Source organism: Sphingomonas sp. AC435, assembly GCF_979253005.1.
Genome location: NZ_CEEDCJ010000007.1, coordinates 16,388 through 38,266, shown reverse-complemented (window position 1 = coordinate 38,266; position 21,879 = coordinate 16,388). Strand labels below are relative to the sequence as shown.

At 68.4% G+C, this 21,879-nt stretch carries 23 protein-coding genes, 1 tRNA gene and 1 riboswitch; of the genes, 15 read left to right on the top strand and 9 right to left on the bottom strand.

Features of this window, described 5'->3' with window-relative positions:
* Window positions 1-73: 73 nt before the first annotated feature.
* A tRNA-Gly gene (locus tag AC0CH8_RS13630) sits at window positions 74-147 on the top strand.
* A gap of 118 nt (window positions 148-265) precedes the next feature.
* Entirely contained in the window at window positions 266-847 is a 582-nt protein-coding gene (locus AC0CH8_RS13625; RefSeq protein ID WP_465240372.1) for a septal ring lytic transglycosylase RlpA family protein, read from the top strand.
* Between the two features lie 12 nt (window positions 848-859).
* Here the strand turns inward: AC0CH8_RS13625 and AC0CH8_RS13620 are convergent, their stop codons facing one another.
* Both AC0CH8_RS13620 and AC0CH8_RS13615 read right to left on the bottom strand, forming a co-directional pair.
* Entirely contained in the window at window positions 860-2,146 is a 1,287-nt protein-coding gene (locus tag AC0CH8_RS13620) for an Hsp70 family protein (RefSeq protein WP_465240371.1), read from the bottom strand.
* 82 nt (window positions 2,147-2,228) lie between these two features.
* A complete protein-coding gene (locus AC0CH8_RS13615; RefSeq protein ID WP_465240370.1) occupies window positions 2,229-3,029 on the bottom strand; it encodes a SirB1 family protein in 801 nt (266 codons plus the stop codon).
* Between the two features lie 98 nt (window positions 3,030-3,127).
* Here AC0CH8_RS13615 and AC0CH8_RS13610 point away from each other — a divergent pair, with 98 nt between their 5' ends.
* From AC0CH8_RS13610 to AC0CH8_RS13600, 3 genes are read left to right on the top strand one after another with little or no spacing between them, the layout of a single operon-like run.
* Window positions 3,128-3,991, top strand: a complete 864-nt coding sequence (locus tag AC0CH8_RS13610; RefSeq protein ID WP_465240369.1) for an exonuclease domain-containing protein — start codon at window positions 3,128-3,130, stop codon at window positions 3,989-3,991.
* Window positions 3,988-4,962 carry a 2-hydroxyacid dehydrogenase gene (locus tag AC0CH8_RS13605; protein ID WP_465240368.1) on the top strand — a complete coding sequence of 325 codons (975 nt, stop codon included), beginning with the start codon at window positions 3,988-3,990 and terminating at the stop codon, window positions 4,960-4,962. The genes AC0CH8_RS13610 and AC0CH8_RS13605 overlap by 4 nt, the downstream gene beginning before the upstream one ends.
* A gap of 49 nt (window positions 4,963-5,011) precedes the next feature.
* Window positions 5,012-5,755, top strand: coding sequence for an energy transducer TonB (locus AC0CH8_RS13600; protein ID WP_465240367.1), 744 nt, complete (start codon window positions 5,012-5,014; stop codon window positions 5,753-5,755).
* A gap of 10 nt (window positions 5,756-5,765) precedes the next feature.
* Here AC0CH8_RS13600 and fghA read toward each other — a convergent pair whose 3' ends face one another.
* Together fghA and AC0CH8_RS13590 are read right to left on the bottom strand one after the other, a co-directional pair.
* Window positions 5,766-6,599, bottom strand: a complete 834-nt coding sequence (gene fghA, locus AC0CH8_RS13595) for an S-formylglutathione hydrolase (RefSeq protein WP_465240366.1) — start codon at window positions 6,597-6,599, stop codon at window positions 5,766-5,768.
* Window positions 6,599-7,705, bottom strand: a complete 1,107-nt coding sequence (locus AC0CH8_RS13590) for an S-(hydroxymethyl)glutathione dehydrogenase/class III alcohol dehydrogenase (protein WP_465240365.1) — start codon at window positions 7,703-7,705, stop codon at window positions 6,599-6,601. The genes fghA and AC0CH8_RS13590 overlap by 1 nt, the downstream gene beginning before the upstream one ends.
* A gap of 203 nt (window positions 7,706-7,908) precedes the next feature.
* Between AC0CH8_RS13590 and AC0CH8_RS13585 the strand changes: the two genes are divergently transcribed.
* Window positions 7,909-8,271 (top strand): DUF4440 domain-containing protein, encoded by a 363-nt coding sequence (locus AC0CH8_RS13585; RefSeq protein ID WP_465240364.1) that lies wholly within the window; start codon window positions 7,909-7,911, stop codon window positions 8,269-8,271.
* A 237-nt stretch (window positions 8,272-8,508) separates the two neighbouring features.
* Here AC0CH8_RS13585 and AC0CH8_RS13580 read toward each other — a convergent pair whose 3' ends face one another.
* The 5 genes from AC0CH8_RS13580 to cobU all read right to left on the bottom strand — a co-directional run bounded on the left by AC0CH8_RS13580 (window position 8,509) and on the right by cobU (window position 12,068).
* Window positions 8,509-9,468 (bottom strand): FAD:protein FMN transferase, encoded by a 960-nt coding sequence (locus AC0CH8_RS13580; RefSeq protein WP_465240363.1) that lies wholly within the window; start codon window positions 9,466-9,468, stop codon window positions 8,509-8,511.
* A gap of 13 nt (window positions 9,469-9,481) precedes the next feature.
* The gene (locus tag AC0CH8_RS13575; protein WP_465240362.1) at window positions 9,482-10,315 is read right to left on the bottom strand and encodes a DUF4198 domain-containing protein; all 834 of its coding nucleotides are present in this window, start codon (window positions 10,313-10,315) and stop codon (window positions 9,482-9,484) included.
* A 10-nt stretch (window positions 10,316-10,325) separates the two neighbouring features.
* Entirely contained in the window at window positions 10,326-10,796 is a 471-nt protein-coding gene (locus AC0CH8_RS13570; protein ID WP_465240361.1) for a DUF2271 domain-containing protein, read from the bottom strand.
* A 13-nt stretch (window positions 10,797-10,809) separates the two neighbouring features.
* Entirely contained in the window at window positions 10,810-11,457 is a 648-nt protein-coding gene (locus tag AC0CH8_RS13565; protein ID WP_465240490.1) for a PepSY-associated TM helix domain-containing protein, read from the bottom strand.
* 77 nt (window positions 11,458-11,534) lie between these two features.
* Window positions 11,535-12,068 (bottom strand): bifunctional adenosylcobinamide kinase/adenosylcobinamide-phosphate guanylyltransferase, encoded by a 534-nt coding sequence (gene cobU / locus AC0CH8_RS13560; RefSeq protein ID WP_465240360.1) that lies wholly within the window; start codon window positions 12,066-12,068, stop codon window positions 11,535-11,537.
* Window positions 12,068-12,267: riboswitch (cobalamin riboswitch) on the top strand. (Overlaps the previous gene by 1 nt.)
* A gap of 148 nt (window positions 12,268-12,415) precedes the next feature.
* Between cobU and AC0CH8_RS13555 the strand changes: the two genes are divergently transcribed.
* From AC0CH8_RS13555 to cobT, 9 genes are all read left to right on the top strand, one after another.
* Complete coding sequence (locus AC0CH8_RS13555; protein ID WP_465240489.1) at window positions 12,416-14,362, top strand: TonB-dependent receptor plug domain-containing protein; 1,947 nt, start codon at window positions 12,416-12,418, stop codon at window positions 14,360-14,362.
* A 2-nt stretch (window positions 14,363-14,364) separates the two neighbouring features.
* Entirely contained in the window at window positions 14,365-15,336 is a 972-nt protein-coding gene (locus AC0CH8_RS13550; RefSeq protein ID WP_465240359.1) for an aminotransferase class I/II-fold pyridoxal phosphate-dependent enzyme, read from the top strand.
* Window positions 15,333-15,944, top strand: a complete 612-nt coding sequence (gene cobO, locus AC0CH8_RS13545) for a cob(I)yrinic acid a,c-diamide adenosyltransferase (RefSeq protein WP_465240358.1) — start codon at window positions 15,333-15,335, stop codon at window positions 15,942-15,944. The genes AC0CH8_RS13550 and cobO overlap by 4 nt, the downstream gene beginning before the upstream one ends.
* Before the next feature lie 62 nt (window positions 15,945-16,006).
* Window positions 16,007-16,801: an ABC transporter substrate-binding protein gene (locus AC0CH8_RS13540; RefSeq protein WP_465240357.1), complete on the top strand. Its 795-nt coding sequence runs from the start codon at window positions 16,007-16,009 to the stop codon at window positions 16,799-16,801.
* A complete protein-coding gene (locus AC0CH8_RS13535; RefSeq protein WP_465240356.1) occupies window positions 16,798-17,763 on the top strand; it encodes a FecCD family ABC transporter permease in 966 nt (321 codons plus the stop codon). Before AC0CH8_RS13540 ends, AC0CH8_RS13535 begins: the two co-directional genes overlap by 4 nt.
* On the top strand, window positions 17,760-18,533 hold the full coding sequence (locus AC0CH8_RS13530; RefSeq protein ID WP_465240355.1) for an ABC transporter ATP-binding protein: 774 nt from the start codon (window positions 17,760-17,762) through the stop codon (window positions 18,531-18,533). The genes AC0CH8_RS13535 and AC0CH8_RS13530 overlap by 4 nt, the downstream gene beginning before the upstream one ends.
* A complete protein-coding gene (gene cbiB / locus AC0CH8_RS13525; protein WP_465240354.1) occupies window positions 18,530-19,441 on the top strand; it encodes an adenosylcobinamide-phosphate synthase CbiB in 912 nt (303 codons plus the stop codon). Before AC0CH8_RS13530 ends, cbiB begins: the two co-directional genes overlap by 4 nt.
* Complete coding sequence (locus tag AC0CH8_RS13520; protein ID WP_465240353.1) at window positions 19,429-20,877, top strand: cobyric acid synthase; 1,449 nt, start codon at window positions 19,429-19,431, stop codon at window positions 20,875-20,877. Before cbiB ends, AC0CH8_RS13520 begins: the two co-directional genes overlap by 13 nt.
* On the top strand, window positions 20,874-21,878 hold the full coding sequence (gene cobT / locus AC0CH8_RS13515; RefSeq protein WP_465240352.1) for a nicotinate-nucleotide--dimethylbenzimidazole phosphoribosyltransferase: 1,005 nt from the start codon (window positions 20,874-20,876) through the stop codon (window positions 21,876-21,878). The genes AC0CH8_RS13520 and cobT overlap by 4 nt, the downstream gene beginning before the upstream one ends.
* Window position 21,879: the final 1 nt, after the last annotated feature.

Genomic DNA, 21,879 nt, shown 5'->3' with positions numbered 1-21,879 from the left:
ATGTCAGGAGATCGGTGTCAGGATCGCGCGGTTCGATAGCAGCGTGCTATCGGATCGGCAGGGATCCAGAGACGCGGGTGTAGCTCAATGGTAGAGCAGAAGCTTCCCAAGCTTACGACGAGGGTTCGATTCCCTTCACCCGCTCCAGCCCTCGCTGCCAAATCACCGAGCGGCCCGTCTGCCTTACGCGTGCGGCTCTAGGCAACACTAGATCGATCAGGACGACGTCGTGCCCGGCGCGACATTCTCGGCTAGATGCGCCGGCATGAACCGACGACGTCCGACATTGGCAGCCCTCTCCGCAATCCTCTGCCTCTCGGCGTGCCATTCCGCGCATTACCGCCCCGTCAGCGATTGGCCGGTCAGCATCGGCAAACCCTATAAAGTGGCGGGAGTGACCTACGTGCCCGCAGCCGATGAGCATTTCGATGTGCTCGGCTACGCAAGCTGGTACGGTCGGGAAAGCGGCAACCGGGTCGCGCTCGGTGAGCGCTTCGACGCGACATGGATCACCGCCGCGCACACGACATTGCCGCTGCCGACCTATGTCGAGGTCACGTCGCTCGACACCGGCCGCACGATCCTCGTCCGCGTCAACGATCGAGGCCCCTTTTCGCGCGGGCGAATCCTCGACCTCTCGCGCGGCGCGGCAGAGCAACTCGGGGTGCGGGCTCGCGGCCATGCGGCGGTGCGCGTACGACGGGTCGATCCGCCGGAGGAGGAGCGGGCAAGGCTGCGCCGCGGCAAGGCGGTCGCCGAACGTCCACGCCTGAGCGATGCCGCGCTCGCCAATCTGCGCGCGCAGTTACAGGCCGGCATCGCCAACGGACTGGTCGCTGCTCCCTGACGGGGCCGACCTTCATGCTGTCCAAGCGCTCACGTCGTCGTGCTGCGCGATCAGCGCCAGTCCGTTGGCGATCGAGGTGAGCTCACCGCCGGCCTCGATCCGCGCTTCGCCGAACCGTGCCGTGAAGATCGCGCGGACGGCCGGAACGAGGGAGGTGCCGCCGGTCAGGAAGACCCGGTCGATGTCCCGTTCGGTGACGCCGGCCACGATCAGGGCGCGGTCCACGGTTGCGGCGATCCGCGCAAGATCGTCGGCGATCCATGCCTCGAACTCGGTCCGGCTCACCTCCGCCTCGATCGTCAGACCGGCGTCGTGGAAGGCGAACGCGGCGGACGCATCCTGCGACAGCGCGCGCTTCAACCCGCCGATCGCGCCATAGAGCCCAAAGCCGGACTCGTTCTCGATCAGCGCGATCATTCGCCCGATGGCGTCGGGATCGAGCGCACTGCGCCTTAGCCGGTCCAGCTCCGCCAACGTCCGGCGATTGCGCATCATCGCCAGCTTCGACCAGTCGGCGACATCGGCGAAATAGCCGCCGGGGATGTCGAGCACCTTGTCGAACGATCGATACTGCCCGCCCTTGCCGAGGAACGGCAGCACCAGCCGGTCGATGATCCGCGCATCGAACCGGTCGCCGGCGACCCCGATGCCGGCATGACCGAGTGGGACGCAGCGTCGCGCCGCACCCGGCTCCGCCACCCGCACGACGGAGAAGTCGCTGGTGCCGCCGCCGAAATCGGCGACGAGCAACGTCGTCGGTTCGGTCAGCGTCGATGCGTGGCTATAGGCGGCGGCGAGCGGTTCGTAGACATAGTGCACCTCGCGCGCGAAGCCGGCGAACATCGCGTCGTAGCGGGTCCGCGCCAGCGCGTCGTCGGGGCGCGATCCCGCCCATGTCACAGGGCGTCCGACGACGACCCGGTCAAGCTGGTCGAGCGCCCCGCCGGCATGCGCGGCAAGCCGTTCGAGGAACATGCGACCGAGCTCTTCGAACCGGTGGCGCTTCTCGAACACGGGCGCGGTGTCGAACGACGCGCTGGCCGCGACCGACTTGAACGATTGCAGGAATCGGCTGTCGGACGGGAACTCCAGATATTCGCGGATCGCGGCGGGCCCAGCCTCCACCGCCACGCCGCCGCGCACGTCCTCGTCATGCCAGAAACACAGCGCCGTGCGGAATACGTCGTCCGCGCCGTCGACGGGGATCAGCGCGGTGTCGCCTTCTGCCCCGGCCAGCGCCGCGACCGTGTTGGTGGTGCCGAAATCAAGGCCGACGGCCCGGCCTGTGGTCGCGATCATAAGGCGGGTCCGAAATGCTGGCGAGTGCGCGGGCTTACCGGTCCGTGCGGCGGATGCAAACCGCCGCTCACCCTCCGCCTGCTCACTCGGTCGGCAGCGAGGCCAGCGTCTCCGATACCCTCGTCCGCAACGCCGGATCGCGCGTGATCTCCAGGATCGCGCCGAGACTACCGCGCGCGGCGGCGATGTCGTTGTCGACCAGCTCCAGCCGCGCCCGCTCCCACCACGCATGCGCCGTTTCGGGGGCCATCACCGTCATGCGCGTATACAGTTCCAGCGCCCGCCGCCCCTTGCCCGCCTGCTCCGCACGCGAGGCCTGGTTCTGGAGCAGCCGCACCAGCACCGCGCGATTGGGCATTGCCGCGACGTGGGTCACCGCGCGATCGGGCTCGCCGAACGCCTGCACCAGCGCGACCAGCCGCTCGCGGTCGACACGGATCCCGGCGGAGAACGGGTCGACGATCACCGGATCGGCATCCGCCCCGATGAGGACCAGCACGTGCCCCGGCACGTCGAGCAGGTCGGCACTCCACCCCAGCCGCCGCGCCGTGGCGACCCACAGGATCGACAGGCTGACCGGCAGGCCGCGTCGCCGGTCGAGCACGCGGATCAGGTCGGCATTGTCGGGATCGTCGTACGTCTCCGTATCGCCGACGAACCCGAACTCGCCCGCCAGCACCGCCGCCAGCGCGTCGGCTCGCGCTGCGGGATCGTGCGCGTCGTCGCCGACGATCTCCAGCCGCGCCTCGATGGTGTCGAGCAGGTCGTAATAGGAGTCGAGGTCGGTGCCGGGATGATCGAGCAGCGCCAGCGACAACGCCGCTTCGTCGAGGTCGATGTCATCCTCGTCGACAAGTCCGAGGCGGTTGAGGTCTTCGTTCATGCGAGGAAGATGGGAACGCCGGTCGCAAAATCGAACCCTTCCGGCGGGCAAACATGGCGAAGTGCGCCGGACATGGTATGTTCCGGTCGATGAACGTCATGACGACCATAGAGGCCAGCGCAGACCCGGATGTCGATTTCGTCGTCGTCGACGTGGAAACCGCCTGTTCGCGGGTCAGCAGCATCTGCCAGATCGGCATCGTCGGGTTTCGCGACGGGCGGGAGGTGTTCGCCTACGAAACGCTGGTCGATCCCTGCGACGAGTTCTCGCCCTTCAACACGCGCATCCACGGCATCAGCTGCGATCATGTCGCGGGGCAACCGACCTACGCCCACATCCACGACATTGTCGCCGGCCACCTGACCGGCCGTGTCACGGTGGCGCATTCCTATTTCGACAAGGGCGCGTTGGCGGCGGCCTGCCGGGTCCACGACCGGGTGGCGATCGAGACGACGTGGCTGGACAGCGTTCGCGTCGCGAAACGCGCATGGCCGGACTTGCCGAGCCACCGGCTGAACGTGCTGACGCGTTTTCTCGGTGTGCGGCACAAGCATCACGACGCCCTGAGCGACGCGCGCGCGGCAGGCATGGTGATCGTCCGTGCGATCGATCACACCGGGATCGATCTGTCGGGCTGGCTTAAACCCATGACCCCGAAAAGCGCGCCCGCACCGAAGCCCGCCGCGGACGGTCCGCTGAAGGGACAGCGGGTGGCGATCCTCGGCGCACCCCGCAACGGACCGCTGGCCCAGTGGCTGGCGCAGGCCGGCGCGCGCGTCGTCGCATCGGTCGGCACGACATCGACGATGCTCGTCGTCAGCCGCGACCAGCCGTTCGGTCGCTTCGCGCATGTCAGTGCCCCCTATCGCAAGGCGGAGGAACTGCGCACCGCCGGGATCGCGGTGGACATCGTGGCCGAAGACGAGCTTCGCCACCGCCTGCAAGACGGAACCTCTCGATGACCCGACCCGCAATCCTGATGCCCCGTCCGATGCTGCCCGGCGTGATCGCTGCGCTAGAGGATCGTTTCGAACTGCACCGCCTGTGGGAGCGGCCCGACGAGGACGCGTATCTGGCCGAGATCGGTCCCCGTATCCGCGGCATGGCGGTCAGCACCCTGGCCGGGCGCATCGACGAAAGCTGGTTCGACCGCCTGCCGGCGCTGGAGGTGGTCGCCAATTTCGGTGTCGGATACGACAATGTCGACGTGAAGGCCGCGGCCGCACGCGGTATCGTCGTCACCAACACGCCGGGCGTGCTCGACGAGGAGGTGGCCGACCTGACGCTGGGGCTGCTGCTGGCGACCGTCCGCCGTATCCCGCAGGCCGATAGCTATCTCCGCGCGGGGCGCTGGACGGACGCTCCGTTCCCGTTGTCCCCGACCTTGCGCGGCCGCCGCGTCGGTATCCTCGGCCTCGGCGCGATCGGCAAGGCCGTGGCCAAACGTCTCGAAGCATTCGGCACCACGATCGCCTATCATGGCCGCTCCCGGCAGGAGGACGTGGCCTACGACTATCATGGCAGCCCGGTCGCACTGGCGGCGGCCTGCGACGTGCTCATCGTCCTCGTGCCGGGCGGCTCGAAGACGCGACATCTGGTCGACGGCGACGTGTTGCGCGCGTTGGGCCCGAACGGGATCCTCATCAACGTCGCGCGCGGCAGCGCCGTCGATCAGCAGGCGCTGATCGCCGCGCTTCGCGACGGCACGATCCTCTCCGCCGGGCTCGACGTGTTCGAAAACGAGCCGCACGTTCCCCCCGAACTGAGCGCGAACCCCGACGTCGTGCTGCTGCCGCATATCGGCTCCGCGTCGGAGGCGACGCGGGCGGCGATGGGCGCACTGGTAGTCGATAACCTCGTGGCGTGGTTCGAGACGGGCAGGGCGATCACGCCTGTGGCGGAAACGGCAGGCGACGCCGGGTCGCAGGGCTGATCATACGCCGGTCAGCGTTGCGAAAGCCTGGGTCCGGCATCATTTCCCAATGGTGATCGGACGAACACCTCTGCGGGAACGGATCGGGGCCGCTGCGCTGACCGCGATCTTAGTCGCCGCGCTCGGCTATGCGCTGATCGTCGGCCTCGCCTTCGGAGGCAGCACCGGTGCCGTGCAGAACCCCCTGGAGACGTTCGATCTGACGCAGGAGCCACCGCCGCCGGAGCGCATCGTCCCACCGCCGCGCAAGATCGCCCGAGCCAGCGGCAAGGCATCGCCGCCCAATGTGCGCTCGAAGGCGACCGAAGTGACGGCACCCGAACCCCTCATCCAGCTCGCGCCACCCCCGCCGATCGCGGTCGCGCCGCTGCCGAACGTCGGCGTGCAGGCGACGTCGGGCGCCTCCGATCGCGCGGGGCCGGGGACCGGAGCGGGCGGCATCGGCCATGGCAATGGCGCCGGTGGCGACGGGGATGGCGACGGCAGCGGCTGGGAACGCGTACCGCGCCTGATCAACGGCCGGATCAAGGGATCGGACATCCCCGATCCGATCCTCGACACCGGCTTCCGCGGAGTGGTCGGCGTCCGCTACCAGGTCGAAAAGGACGGCCGCGTCACCGGCTGCACGATCGCCCGGTCGAGCGGCAACGCCCTGATGGATCAGGCGACCTGTCGCGCGATCGAGAAGCGCTTCCGCTACGACCCGTGGCGGGATGTCGCCGGTCGCCCCGTCCGTTCGACGGTGGTCCGCGATCAGGAATGGGACATCGACGCGCCGGCGACGGACGACTGACCGCTAGCGGCTAGCGCCGCAAACGCGCCGCCGCCCACGCCACATGGTCCGCCATGAAGGTGGAAATGAAATTGTAGCTATGGTCGTACCCCTTCTGCATCCGCAGCGTCAGCGGGATGCCCGCCGCCTCGCACGCCGCACGCAGCAGGTCCGGGCGCAACTGCTCGGCCAGGAAGCTGTCGGCATCGCCCTGATCGACCAGCAAATCCGGTAACCGCGCGCCGTCCTCGATCAGCGCCACCGCGTCGTGCCCGCGCCACGCCGTCCGGTCGTCGCCCAGATAGCCGCCGAACGCCTTCTCGCCCCACGGCACCTGCGACGGCGCGACGATCGGCGCGAAGGCGCTGACGCTGCGGAAACGATCGGGGTTGCGAAGGGCGATCGTCAGCGCGCCGTGACCGCCCATCGAGTGGCCGGTGATCCCCTGCGCCGCCATGTCGACCGGAAACCCGGCGGCGATCAGCGCCGGCAGTTCGTCCTCGATATAGGACCGCATCCGGAAATGCGGCGTCCACGGCGCCTGCGTCGCATCGACGTAGAAACCCGCACCTTGCCCCATATCCCATGCCGGATCGTCGGCCACACCGTCGCCGCGCGGTGACGTATCGGGGGCGACGAAGACGATGCGGTGCTCGGCGCAGGCGGCGCGGTACTCGCCCTTGTCGGTGACGTTCGCGTGCGTGCAGGTCAGGCCGGACAGATACCAGAGCACGGGCAGCGTCTCGCCTGCCTCATGCTCCGGTACGAACACGGAGAAGGTCATGTCGGTCCCCGTCGCGGACGAGGCATGCCGGTACACGCCCTGTGTCCCGCCATGTGCCCTGGCGGTCGACAGCGTCTCCATCAGTAGATCACCACGCTGCGGATGCTTTCGCCTGCGTGCATCAGGTCAAAACCCGTGTTGATTTCGTCCAGCGTCAAGCGATGCGTGATCATCGGGTCGATCTGGATCATGCCGTCCATGTACCAGTCGACGATCTTCGGCGTGTCGGTGCGTCCGCGCGCGCCACCGAACGCGGTGCCGCGCCAGTTGCGGCCGGTCACGAGCTGGAACGGCCGCGTGCTGATCTCCTTGCCCGCCTCCGCCACGCCGATGATGACGCTGGTGCCCCAGCCGCGGTGGCAGCATTCCAGCGCCTGCCGCATCACGTCGGTGTTGCCGGTCGCGTCGAAGCTGTAATCCGCCCCGCCATCGGTCAGCGCGACGATATGCTGGACGATATCGCTGACATCGCGCGGGTTGGCGAAGTGCGTCATGCCGAAGCGGCGGCCCCAATCCTCGCGGTCGGGGTTGATGTCGACGCCGACGATCATCTTCGCGCCGGCCAGCTTCGCGCCCTGGATGACGTTCAGCCCGATGCCGCCCAGCCCGAACACCACGACGGTGTCGCCGACCTGCACCTTGGCGGTGTTGACCACCGCGCCGACGCCGGTCGTCACGCCGCAGCCGACATAGCAGCTGGTGTCGAACGGCGCGTCCTTGCGGATGTTCGCGACCGCGATCTCCGGCAGGACCGTGAAGTTCGAGAAGGTCGAACAGCCCATATAGTGGAAGATCGGCTGCCCCTTGTAGCTGAAGCGTGTGGTGCCGTCCGGCATCAGCCCCTTGCCCTGCGTCGCGCGGATCGCGGTGCACAGGTTGGTCTTCTGCGACAGGCACGACTTACACTGACGACATTCGGGCGTGTAGAGCGGGATGACGTGATCGCCGACCGCGACACTGGTCACCCCCGCGCCGATCTCGCGCACGATGCCGGCACCTTCGTGGCCCAACACGCTGGGGAACAGCCCCTCGCTGTCGAGCCCGTCGAGCGTATAGGCATCGGTGTGGCAGATGCCGGTCGCCATGATCTCGACCAGCACTTCGCCGGCCTGAGGCCCCTCCAGATCGAGCTCGACGATCTCGAGCGGCTTCTTAGCCTCGAATGCGACGGCGGCGCGGGTCTTCATGATCGGTATCCTCGGACTTGATCGTGGCGGAATAGGGCCCTCCGTCGCGGGCGGCTAGATATTTGGCGCGCTTCAGGCGGCTTCGCCCTCCAATCGTCGAGGAACCTAGGTGTCCGACGTGCCGATAACCCAAAGGGTTACGGACCCAATCGCCGGACCTGTCGTTCCCGATCCGATGCCAGCAACGGCACGGGAGAAGAGCGATGGACGACGATCGGGTGTGGAGCTTCGAGGAAAGCCTGTGGACCGCCGATGCGGAGCATTACCGCGAGTCGATCGATGACGAATGCCTGATGGTCCTGCCGACGCCGCCCTTCGTCATGAGCGGAGCGCAGGCGATCGAGGCGGTCGCCTCGACGCCGCGCTGGTCTTCGGTCGAACTCACCGAGCGGCAGGTTTCCCGTCCTCAGGAAGGCCTGATCGTCGTCGCCTATCGCGCCCGCGCCGAAAAGGATGGGGAGGGCTACGAGGCGCACTGCACCTCCACCTATCGATGGCTGGCCCATGAGGTCTGGAAGGTCGTCCAGCACCAGCAGACCCCGCCGCTGACGTCGACGGTGGGCTGATCCCGGACTGGCAATGTTGGAGAAAGCGGATCATGCCATGATCCGCTGTTTCTCATCGTTGCCGGTCCCCTCTCTCCCGTCATGGCGAGCGAAGCGAAGCCATCCAGGCCAGGACGCGCGGTTCTGGATCGCTCGCCGCTTAACTCCTCACCGTGAGGGGGACGAATGCACGACACGGGTCACGCGGATCGGGTTTCGGCACAGCGTCGCGAAACGCCGCATTGGACTAACCTTAGCCTAACCTTCCAGCATCGCGGTGAGTGCGGGCGTCAGCCGTTCGCCATCATCAGTCAGAATTCTGGCAGCGATCCCATGCACTTCCGCAATTGCGAGGGTGGCCGGCCCGCCCACCGTCAGCGCCGTCGCCCAGGCATCCGCGATCATCGCCGACGGATGCAGGACGCTGACCGACTTTACGCCGCGATCCGCCGGCCGCCCCGTCCGCGGATCGAGATTGTGATCGCCGCGCCGGTAATTGCCCGATGTCGCCACTGCCAGCCCGTGCAGCGCCACGCGTAGCGGCTCGACCTTCACGCCCGGCGGAATCTCCAGATCGACCCACCACGGCTCGCCGTCAGGGCGGACGCCACGGCCGACCAACTCGCCACCGATCTCGACCAACACATGCCGCACGCCGCGCTCCGCCAGCATGTTCGCCACCGCATCGACGGCGAACCCTTTGGCGATCCCCGAAAGATCGAGCGCCAGCCCCCCCGGCTGGTACAGCTGCCGCGCGGCCGGGTCGAAGCGCAGCCTCTGCCAGCCTGACACTCGCATCGCCGCATCGATCGCCGCCTCGTCTGGTAGGTCGGGCACCGGTTCCGGACCAAAGCCCCAGAGATCGACCAACCGCCCGAACGCCGGATCGCAGGCACCGTCCGTGATCTCGGCGATGCGCAGCGACGCTGCGATGACATGCGCGAAGTCGGGCGGCAGAACGGTCCAGGTTCCCGCCGCCGCCCGGTTGAACCGCGACAAATGCGAACCCGCCTCCCAGTGGCTCATCTCCGCGACGATGCCGTCCAGCCGCGCGACGACCGCCGCCCGGATCGCTATCAGGTCGCATCGCGGCGGCGGGACCAGACGCACGCTCCACGTCGTGCCCATCGTCTCGCCGCCGAGATCGACGACCAGCGCATTCGGGTCCAGCCCGACGAACGCTGCCGGATCGATCGCCGCCGGGACGGCGATCAGCATGGAATCGGACGCATCAGGGCGTCAGCACTTCCAGCGTCGTGACATAGCTCATCCGCCGCTGCGTCGCGCGCGGCGTCGTGGTCTTGGCGTCGGTCGCCGTCGCGTTCAGCCAGTACATGCCGGCGCCTGGCCACGTCACGCTCAGCACACCATCCGCGCCGGTGGTCAGCTCCATCGCGCCCTCGGCATCCCGATAGCGCTTGCCGCCAGGAATGACGGTGACCTTCAGGTTCGCGGCGGCCTTGCCGTCGATCAGGAACCGGAACTTCGCCGCCTCGCCCGACACCAGCTCGTCCGGATGCGTGATCGGGGCCATCTCCAGCCCCGTGTTCGTCGGAGCGAAGACGGTCGTGGTCGGCTCGCCCGCCGTCACGAAGATCTCGTTGCGGGTCGAGCTTTCGGTCAGCTTCACGTCGGTCGCATCGGCGGGAATGTCGGCGACGGTCAGCGGCGCGGGCATGCCGGGACGCGGCGGCCCGCCACGGCCACCGACACGCTTCTCCTCGCCATTGACCTTGAAGCTGCCCATAACGCCCGACATCGCCGTGCCGATCTTCCACGTCCCCGGCTTGTTGAGCTGCACATCGAAGGTCGAGCGATAGCGGCCGGTCGACCCGTTCTGAAGCTGGCCGGCGCTGCCGTCCGGCTGCCACACCTTCATCTGCTCCAGCCGCAGCGGCTGGTGGTCGAAGAAGAACAGGTCGTTCGACACCGCGGCGTCGACCGTGACCCAGCTTTCCGTTCCCGACACGACGGTCGCGGAGGGGAGCATCCACATCCGGTGCGCGGAGGCGGCGGCGGGGATCGCCAGCGCGGTGGCGGCGATCATCAGGTGCGATAGCTTCATGGGAGTATCCTCAGCGAGTGACGGCAACGGCGCCGAGTTCGGACTTGCCCGTGGCGCGGCCACCGGCGGCGGTGATGGGCAGGGAGACGAGTTCGCGGCCTCCGGTCTCGCGGGCGGCCTCCACGTTCAGGACGTACTGGCCGGGCTTGATGTCGGCGGGCAGGGGGATGGTGTACTGGCCGGGCGTGCGCGTCGCGCCGCTGACACCGTCCGCCGGCAGCTTCAGCGAGCGGCCACCCTTGCGCCACCACGCGCGCAGGTCGGACAGCCACTTGGTGCCCGGCTCGTTTCCCTTCTTCTTCACGTCGTACCACACCGCCAGCGTCCGCGCCGCGCCGCCACCGACCGGCTCCAGCCAGATCGCGACATAGGGGCGGTGATATTCGGCGACGTTCAGGCGCGGCACGGTGACCGTGACGGTGCCCGCGACCGCCGGGGCGGATACCGCGCCGGCGAGCAGGACGAGGGAGGACGGACGCATCGGATGGAGCCCCTTAATGGATGAATACGATGGCGATAACGACCGGCAGCGCCAGCCCCACCGCGACGATCGGCCAGGTCGACGGCCGGCGATGCGCGTGAAGCTGGAGCAGCAGCAGCCCGGTCAGCGTGAACAGGATGCACGCCCCCGCGAACACGTCGATGAACCAGAACCACGCGGTGCCGGAATTGCGGCCCTTGTGCAGGTCGTTGAGGTACGACACCCAGCCGCGGTCCGTGACCTCCGCGGTGATCTTGCCGCTGCCCCGATCGATGCTGACCCACGCATCGCCGCCGGGGCGGGGCAGCGCCACATACACGTCGGCGTCGGACCACTCGCCCGGCTTGCCGGCGGGATCGAGATCGACCGAACGTGCAACCGCGGCAGCGACGGCGGGCGGCAGTACCGTGTCGGCGCTGGGCTTCACCAACTGCCTCAGCAGCGGTGCGGGCAGGGTGCCGGACTTTTCCGTCACTACCGGCGTAGCGCCGATCGATGCGGCATGGTTGAGCGTGATGCCGGTGATCGAGAACAACAGCATGGCGACGAGCGACACCGCCGCGCTGACCCAGTGCCAGGTGTGCAGTTGCTTCAGCCACCACGTCTTCCACTTGCGACGCGGCTTCCCCTTCGGTGCGGAGCTGCCGGACGCGGCGTGGATGGGCGTGACCTGATTCACCCCCGCCGACTACCGGTTCGTCGCGACTTGCTCAATAGCTATTGCGAGTGATTATCAAATTATTTGAGCTGCAACTCCAGCCCGGCCATCATCAGCAGCACAGTGTCGGCCGCCGCTGCCACCCGCTGGTTCATGCGCCCCGCGATGTCGCGGAACCGGCGGGCGAGCGCGTTGTCGGGCACGATCCCCATGCCGACCTCGTTGCTGACGAGCACGATCGGGCAGGGTGCAGCGGCCAGCGCCGCCAGCAGCCGGTCGGTCGCCGCATCGGCATCCGCGTCCGTTAGCAACAGGTTACTCGCCCATAGTGTCAGGCAGTCGACCAGCAGCACCGATCCCCCCTGCGCCTCCCGCCCGATCGCTTCAGGTAGATCGACCGGGCACTCCACCGTCCGCCACCCGGTGCCACGGTCGGCACGGTGGCGGGCGATGCGCTCGCGCATCTCGTCGTCGAACGCCTGTGCGGTCGCCAGATAGGTCCGCATGGGCGACGCGGCTTCGGCAATGGCCTGTGCCCGCGCGCTCTTGCCCGACCGTGCGCCGCCGATCACCAGCGTCACGCGTCCCACTTGCCCGATCCCGCCGCTGCTCATAAGGGGCCTATGCGACAGGTTCCCAGGAATGGGAATAATAGGGAATGCGGAAGCGGGGGAACGTCCCCGTCATCCGCAGCTGTCCCCGCAACTGTGACCGGACAGCGGTCGCTCCATTATGCCACTGGCCTCGGCCGGGAAGGCGGAGCGAGCGCGACGACCCGGGAGCCAGGAGACCTGCCTGTCGCGGTCGGTCCTTTGCGCGGACGGGGTGTTCAGCGCGATCGGGGAGAATTCCTCGCGAGACGGCATCGAACGGGGTGGCGCGCGTGGACTTGTCCGCGAGCGGCATCGTGCCTGTCGGTCTTCCGTCGGCGCGCGCGACCCCTTGTTGTTGACAGGGGAATATCGTGACCAAGACTTATCTATCGCTCATCGTCGCGCTCGCCGTGGCGGCACCCGCCGCCGCGCAGGAAATTCGCGACAACGCCAATGCCGTCACCACGCAGGGTAGTGCCGGCGACACGATCGTCGTCACCGCCAACCGTACCGCGACGCCGATCGGTCGGGTTGGCCAGTCGATCACCGTACTGGACGCCGACATCATCCGCGACCGTCAGGCCCAGTCGGTGTCCGACCTGCTGCGCACCGTTCCGGGCGTGACGATCGCGCGCAATGGTGGTGTCGGCACCAGCACGTCGGTGTTCATCCGCGGCGCGGAGAGCGACCAGACCGTCGCGCTGATCGACGGCGTGAAGCTGAACGATCCATCCTCGACCGGCGGCAGCTACAATTTCGGCAACCTGCTGATCGGTAATATCGAGCGGATCGAGGTGCTGCGCGGGCCGTCCTCCGTGATCTGGGGTAGTCAGGCGATCGGCGGCGTGGTCAACCTGATCACGACGCAGCCGACGGAGAAGCTGACCGTCAACGCCCGCGGCGAATACGGCTATCGCGACACCGCGCAGGGGGTGGTCAACATCGCCGGCAAGGCTGGACCGCTGTCGGCCAGCGCGGGCGGCGGCTACTTCCGCACCGACGGCATCTCCGCCTTCAACGAGGATCGCGGCGGCACGGAGAAGGACGGGTATCGCAACTACGGCGCGAACCTGAACCTGAACCTTGCGATCACCGACGCGATCTCGGTCGATGCGCGTGGTTATTATTCGAACGGCCGCGTCGGCATCGACGGCTTCCCCGCCCCGACCTTCGCGTTCGGCGACACGCGCGAATACGGGAAGACGCGCGACCTGATCGGTTATGGCGGGCTGAACGTCGCGCTGTTCGACGGAGCATTGCGCAACCGCTTAGGCTATGCGCGCACCGACACGCGCCGCCGCAACTACGATCCGGACGGCACGCCCGTCGAGACGTTCGCCGGCGACGGCGACAACACCCGCCTCGAATATCAGGGCGTCGCGGACGTCATGGACGCGGTGCAGGCGACGTTCGGTGTGGAGCGCGAAGTGTCGCGCTTCACCAGCAGCAGCTATGGCGGGCCGGAGACAGTCGGCCGGGCGCGCATCTTCAGCGTCTACGGGCAGGTGTCGGTGACGCCGGTCGTCGGTCTGACATTGACCGGCGGCGCGCGTCAGGACGACCACAATCTGTTCGGCGGCAAGACCAGCCTGGCGGGCAGCGGCGTCTATTCGCCCAACGGCGGCGCGACGACGCTCCGCGCCAGCTACAGCGAGGGCTTCAAGGCGCCCACCCTGTACCAGTTGCAAAGCGAATACGGCAACGCGGCCCTGACGCCGGAGCGCGCCAAGGGCTGGGACGCCGGCGTCACGCAACGCGCGCTGGACGGCGCAGTCGAGGCAAGCGCGACGTACTTCCACCGCAACTCGCGCGACCTGATCAATTTCATATCCTGCCCCGCGCCGCTCACCGGCATCTGCACCGATCGACGGGACGGCACCTACGACAATGTCGCGCGCGCGACCGCGGAAGGTGTCGAGGTTGGCATCACGCTGCGCCCGGTCGAGCCGCTGCGCTTTCAGGCGAACTACAGCTGGATCGATGCCGAGAACCGCTCCGCCGGCACCGCGAACTTCGGCCGCAAGCTGGTGCGCCGCCCCAGCCAGAGCGTGAACGCCTCGATCGACTATCGCTGGCCGTTCGGGCTGGAGACGGGGGCGACCGTGACCAGCGTCGGGTCGAGCTTCGACACCGCCAACAACTCCCGCAAGGTTCAGGGTTACGTGCTCGCCGACATCCGCGCCGCGATTCCGGTCACTGAACAGGTTCAGGTCTACGGCCGGGTCGAGAACCTGTTCGACGAGCAGTATGAGACGATCTTCCGCTATGGCACCTATGGCCGCGCCGCCTATGTCGGCGTCCGCCTGAGCTATTGACGGTGGACGCCGCCCGCGTCTCGATCGCGCCGTTCGCCGAGCATGGCGGACGGATCGATCGTGCGCGGGCGGCGATGCCGGCCGTGCGGGACTGGATCGACCTGTCGACCGGCCTCGCGCCGTGGGCGTATCCGGCAGTGATCGATATGGCAGCATTGGAGCGGCTGCCGGACCCGGCCGCTCTTGCCGCGCTGGAGCAAAGTGCTGCGGCGGCGTTCGGCAGCGATCCGGCACTGACGGTCGCGGTGCCGGGCAGCGATCTCGCGCTGCGGCTGCTGGGGCAGATGCTGCCCGGTCGCGCTGCCGTGCTGGGGCGCGGCTATTCCGGGCATGTGGCGATGTGGCCGGTGACGCCCGAGCGGATCGCTGCGCCGGAGAATTGCGACGCGGGCACCCTGATCCTGGCGCGACCGAACAATCCCGACGGTGCGATGATCGCGGTCGAGCGGTTGCCACGAACCGGCACGGTGATCGTCGACGAGGCGTTCGTTGATGCGACGCCGTCCGACAGTCTGGCTGGTGAGGAGACCCCGGGGCTGATCGTGCTGCGCTCGTTCGGCAAATTTTACGGGCTGGCGGGGCTGCGGCTCGGCTTCGTGATCGCGCCTGAGGGCGTCTGCGCCGGTCTGCGTCGCCTCCTCGGCGACTGGCCGATCGGCAGCTTGGCGATCGCTATCGGCACCGCCGCGTATCAGGACAAGGTTTGGCAAGATGCGCAGCGCGAGCGGCTGCACACGGCCGCGGCCCGCCTCGATGCGCTGCTGACCGCTGCCGGTCTGACGATCGCGGGCGGCACGGCGTTCTTCCGGCTGGTGGAGACGCCCGCGCGTGACCCGCTGTTCGCGCATCTGCTGGCGGCGGGCATCCTGACGCGCCCGTTCACCGACCGGCCGCACCATCTGCGGCTCGGCTTGCCGCGTGACGACGACTGGCCGACACTCACGAAGGCGCTGGCGCAATGGAGCGGATCATGACCGACGAAACCGAGGACTATTCCCGCCACAATGCCCGCATGGCGCGGGTCCAGGCGGCGCGCGCAAAGATTCAGGCACGGCACACGCTGGAGCGCGGCCTGCTGATCGTCCACACCGGCAACGGCAAGGGGAAATCGTCCAGCGCGTTCGGCATGGCGATCCGCAGCCTGGGCTGGGGCATGAAGGTCGGCATCGTCCAGTATGTGAAGGGATCGTGGGAGACGGGCGAGAAGACCTTCTTTCAGGCGAACCCCGAGCTGCTGACGTTCGAGGTGATGGGCGAGGGCTTCACCTGGGACACGCAGGACCGCGCCCGAGACATCGCCGCCGCACGCGCCGCATGGGAACGATCGAAGGCGCTGATCCTCGATCCGGACTATGATTTCGTGATCCTCGACGAACTGAACATCGTGCTGCGCATGGATACGCTGCCGATCGCGGAAATCGTGGAGTTCCTGAAGGAGCGCCCGCTGACCAAGCATATCTGCATCACCGGACGGAGCGCAAAGCCGGAACTGCTGGAGATCGCCGATCTCGTGACGGAGTTTCAGGAGGTGAAGCATCCGTTCAAGGCGGGATTCAAGGCGCAGAAGGGCGTGGAATACTGATGGGGATTTCCAGCTTCCCGAAGTCCCTCCGCTCCAGCGGAGGGGTGGGGCCTGCGTGGAGATTGGCGGCGGTCCTTCCCCTCCTCGCCATCGGCGCAACGCCAGCCCGCCCGCCGCGGATCGTGTCGATCAACCCCTGCATCGACGCCGTGCTGATGCAGGTCGCAGACCGGTCGCAGATCGCGGCGATCAGTCATTACTCGCAGGACGTCCGCGCGACATCGATCCCGGTCGCGCTCGCCAACCGCTTCAAAGCGACCTCCGGCACCGCCGAGGAAGTCGTCGCGCTCAGACCCGATCTGGTGCTGAGTGGCGCGCATGTCGCACCGTCGACGATCGCCGCGCTGAAGCGGATGAACATCGCGCTGGTCCAGTATCCCGTGCCGGAAACCGTCGCCGAGAGCGTGAGTCAGGTGCGTGACATCGCCGCGAAGACCGGGCATGCCGCGCGCGGCGAGGCGCTGGCGGCGGGGATCGCCGCGGCCGCGACACCCGTGCGCGGCGCGGCGGTGCCGGCGTTGATCTGGCAGGGCGGCGGGCTGGTTCCGGGCACCGGAACGCTGGCCGACGACCTGCTGACGCGTGCAGCATTCCGTAACATGAGCGCGGTGTACGGCCTGAAGCAGTGGGACGTGCTGCCGCTGGAATATCTGATCGCCAAACCCCCGCGCGTACTGTTTTCGGTCGGCGCGGCAGAGGTCGGTGGCGACCGCATGACCAGCCACCGGGCGGTTCGCGATCTGACGAAGCATATCGTCGTCGCACCCTATCCGACACGGTTGCTGAGTTGCGGCGGGCCGACGATCATCGATGCGATGCGCGTGCTGAAATCGACGCGTGCGGGGATCAGGGCATGAACCGGCTTGGGTTGTTTCTCCTGCTGATCGGCTGTCTTGCCGCCGCCGCATTATCGGTCGCGGCGGGGAAGGTCTGGGTGCCGCTCGATGCGTGGACCGCTGCCGATCCGCGTTCGATCATCATCGTCGAACTTCGCCTGCCGCGCACCGTGCTGGCGCTGACGATCGGGGCGGCGCTGGGGCTGTCGGGCGCGGTGATGCAGGGATATCTGCGGAATCCGCTGGCCGATCCGGGATTGCTCGGCGTGTCGCCGGGTGCGGCGTTCGGCGCGGTGGTGTCGCTGTACTTCGGTTACGCAGCGCAGGCGTGGCTGCTGCCGATCTTCGCACTCGCGGGCGCGGCGACGGCGATGGCGCTGTTGGCGCTGATCGCCGGCCGATCCGCCAGTCTGGTGCTGTTCACGCTGGCGGGTCTCGTCATCACCAATATCGCCGGATCACTGACGGCGCTGGCGATCAGCCTCGCGCCGACGCCGTTCGTCGCGTCGGAAATCATCACCTGGCTGAACGGAGCGCTGACCGACCGCAGTTGGGACGATGTGAAGCTCGCGCTGCCACTGGCGCTGGCCGGCGCGGCGATCCTGGCGACGACGGCGCGATCGCTCGATGCGCTGACGCTGGGCGAGGGTGCGGCCCGCAGCATGGGCGTCGACCCGCGCCGCTTGCAGGCGGCGGTGATCGCCGGCACCGCGCTGACGGTCGGCGCGTCGGTGGCCGCGGCCGGAGTGATCGGCTTCATCGGGCTGATGGTGCCGCATCTGGTGCGGCCGTTCGCCGGTAATCGACCGGGGGCGATCCTATTGCCGTCCGCGCTCGGCGGAGCGTTGCTGCTCACGTTGGCCGATGCGATGGTGCGGATCGCGCCGACCGTCAGCGAGTTGCGGCTGGGCATCGTCATGTCGATGCTCGGCGGGCCGTTCTTTCTCGCGCTGCTGCTGCGCATGCGGAAGGGACTGGCATGAGCCTATCGGTCGAAACGCTGGCGGTCACGATCGGCGACAAGCGCCTGCTGGACGACGTGTCGGTTGCCTTCGCGAGTGGCCACGTCACCGCCATCCTCGGGCCGAACGGCGCAGGCAAGTCGACGCTGATGGCGTGCCTGGCGGGTTTGATGCAGCCGACCGGCGGGCGCGTGCTGCTCGACGATCGGCCACGGGGCGATTTCGAGCGGCGCGATCTCGCACGGCGTGTCGGCTACCTCCCGCAGGAGGCGGACATTCACTGGAACGTCGATGTCGCCACCTTGGTCGGGCTGGGCCGCTTTCCGCATCGCGGTCGCTGGGGTGAGACGCCCGAGGATCGTGATGCGGTGACGCGCGCGATGGCGGCAACCGACGTGGGTGGTTTTGCTACGCGAGGCGTGTCGACGCTGTCGGGTGGCGAGCGAGCGCGCGTGCTGTTGGCGCGCGTGCTGGCGGGGGAACCGGACTGGCTGCTCGCGGACGAACCGCTCGCGAACCTCGACCCGGCGCATCAGCTGGATGGCCTCGATGCGCTGCGACGCGTGGCCGCGGCGGGCGCGGGGGTGATCGTCGTGCTGCACGATCTGAACCACGCCGCGCGCGTGGCCGACGACGTGCTACTGCTGCGCGACGGCAGGGTGGTGGCGTTCGGGCCGCCCGATCAGGTGCTGACCCGCGATCTGGTCGCGGCGACATACGGCGTCGATACGCATGTCGGCGTCGCGCCCGGCGGTCGCCGCTTCCTGATCCCGACCGAGCGTTTGGCGTGATCGTGCTGCGGCCGGAGGCGTTGCTGGCCGCGCTGATGATCGAGGCGGCGGTGGGCTATCCGGGCTGGCTGTTCGCGCGAATCGGGCATCCGGTGACGTGGTGCGGCGCGCTGATCGCGGTGTTGGAGCCGACGTGGAATGGCGGTCGGGCGCGGCGCGGCAAGGGCGTATTGCTGCTGGTCGTGCTGGTCGGCGTGACCGGTGGCAGCGCCTATGTGGTGCAGGCGTTCGCGCCGGTGTGGCTGGTGGTGGGCCTCGCCACGACCGGTTTGGCGCAGCGCAGCCTGTACGATCACGCTCGCCGGGTCGAACGTCCGCTCGCGACCGGCGACTTGCTCGCTGCCCGAGCCGCGGTTGCGATGATCGTCGGGCGCGACGTGGACATGCTGGACGAGGCGGGCGTCGCCACCGCCGCGATCGAGAGCGTGGCGGAGAGTTTCTGCGACGGCGTGGTCGCGCCCGCTTTCTGGTTTTTGATCGCAGGACTGCCGGGCCTCGCGATCTGCAAGGCGATCAACACGGCGGACTCGATGATCGGGCACAAGGACAATCGTTATCGCGCATTCGGTTGGGCGGCCGCGCGGGCCGACGATATCGTGAACGTCGTCCCGGCGCGGCTCGCGGGCGCGCTGATCTGCCTTGTCGGCGCTGGTGGTGTCGGGACGATGCTGCGCGACGCTGCAAAGCACGCATCGCCGAATGGTGGCTGGCCGGAGGCGGCGATGGCGGGCGTGCTGCGGCGACGGCTCGGCGGTACGGTGAGCTATGACGGGGAGCCTGCGGATCGCGCCGTGCTGGGGGTGGGGCCTGCACCCGATGCGGACGACCTGACGCGGGCGTTGCGGCTATATTGTGCGGCCTGCCTGGCCCTGTGGATCGGTGCGGGAGCCATCGCATGGGCGCGGTGATGTTGCAGGGCACTGGGTCGGATGTCGGCAAGTCGGTGCTGGTCGCCGGCCTTTGCCGCCTGTTCGCGAATCGCGGTTTGCGGGTGCGTCCGTTCAAGCCGCAGAATATGTCCAACAACGCCGCGGTCACGGCGGACGGTGGCGAGATCGGGCGCGCACAGGCGTTGCAGGCGATCGCGTGCCGTACCCCGCTGACGGTGGACATGAACCCCGTCCTCATCAAGCCGTCGTCGGACACGGGCGCGCAGGTCGTCGTCCACGGCCGCGTGCTCGGCAATCTGCGCGCGGGCGAGTATCAGCAGCGCAAGGCGGCTTTGCTGGATGCGGTGCTGCAATCCTACGCCCGGCTGCGAAGCGACGCCGATCTCGTCATCGTCGAGGGAGCCGGCAGCCCCGCGGAGATCAACCTGCGCCGTGGCGATATCGCCAACATGGGCTTCGCGCGCGCCGCCGACGTACCCGTGGTGCTGGTCGGCGATATCGATCGCGGCGGCGTCATCGCCTCGATCGTCGGTACGCGTGTGGTGCTCGAGATGGAGGACGCGGCGATGATCCGGGGCTTCCTCATCAACAAGTTCCGGGGCGATCCGGCGCTGTTCGCGGACGGTTACGCGGAGATCGAACGCCGCAGCGGCTGGCGGGGTCTGGGTGTGGTACCGTGGCTGGCGGCGGCACGGCGCCTGCCGGCGGAGGACGCCGTGGTGCTCGAGCGGACGCATCATGCCGATGGCGATACGGTCGTGGCGGTGCCGATGCTGTCGCGGATTGCCAATTTCGACGATTTCGATCCGGTGCTGCACGAACCGGGCGTGCGGCTCGCGATGGTGCCGCCGGGCGAACCCTTGCCTGCCAATGCGGACCTGATCGTGATCCCCGGCACCAAGGCGACGATCGCGGATCTGGCGTTCCTTCGCGCGCAGGTGTGGGACATCGACATCGCCGCGCACATCCGCCGCGGCGGACGCGTGCTGGGTATCTGCGGCGGCTACCAGATGCTCGGCGAGACGATCGCCGATCCGGACGGCGTGGAGGGCGCGGCGGAGACGGTGCGCGGGCTTGGCCATCTGCCCATCACGACGACGCTGACCGACGACAAGCGGCTGACGGAGGTGAGCGGCGTCGCCGTCGCGGGCGGCGCGCCGTTCCGCGGATACGAGATCCATGTCGGACGCAGCGTGGCGCGGGCCGGCACCACGCCGCTGCTGCGTCTTGCGGACGGCGGCACGGACGGCGCGATGTCGGCGGACGGCCGCGTCGCCGGCTGCTACGTCCACGGCCTGTTCGACCACCCCGCCCAGCGCGCCGCGTGGCTTGGCCGATCGGACGGCATCGATCAGGCACAGCGCGTCGATGCCGCCCTGGACGAACTCGCCGCCGGGCTTGCCAAGCATATCGACGTAAACGCCCTGATGACGATCGCCGGAGTTGCAGCATGATCGACGTGGAAGCCGTCCGAAAGCACCTCGATGCCTTGGCAAAACCGCCACGCAGCATGGGCCGGCTGGAAGATCTGGCGTGTCAACTTGCGGTCGTACAGCAACGGCTTGATCCGGTGACCCGCCCGCGCCGCGTGGTGCTGTTCGCGGGCGATCACGGGGTGGTCGCGAGCGGCGTCTCAGCTTGGCCGTCCGCTGTCACCGGCATGATGGTCGCGACGATCGCGGGCGGTCGGGCGACGAGCAGCGCACTCGCGGCGGCACAGGAGTGCGACCTGCGGCTGATCGATGTCGGCGTCATCGATCCACCTTCCTTGGTAGCCGATTTCGCGCGCATCGCCGCCATCGCCCCCGGTACCTCCGATCTGGCGGACGGGCCGGCGATGACGGTGCAGCAGTTCGACGCGGCGTGGGCGATCGGCGCGGAGGAGGCGGAAGCGGCTTTGGCCGGGGGCCACCGCGTGCTGATCGCCGGAGAAATGGGCATCGGTAACACCACGCCCGCCGCGTGTCTGACCGTGCTGCTCGCCGATGCGCCGGTCGATGGGGCGGTGGGTCGCGGCGCGGGAGCGGACGACGCCATGATGACGAGGAAGGTACGGATCGTTACGGCCGCGACCGCTCGCGCGCGGGCCATGCTGGACGCCGATCCGCGCGCCGCAATCGCGGCGGTGGCGGGGTTCGAGGTCGCCGCGATGGCGGGCTTCTTCGCGGCCGCTGCAGGGGGCGGCGCGACTCTGCTGCTCGACGGCTATGTCGCGACCGCGGGCGCGTTGATCGCCGAGCGACTGGCGCCCGGCACCGTCCGCGCGATGATCGCCGCGCACCGGTCCGCGGAACCCGGCCATGCGGCCGCACTTGCGTATCTCGGGCTGGAGCCGCTGCTCGAATGGGACATGCGGTTGGGGGAAGGGAGCGGCGCATTGGTCGCGTTGCCCCTGCTCGACAGCGCCGCGGCGTTGCTGTCGGGCGTCGCGACGCTCGCGGAGATCGGGGCCTGAG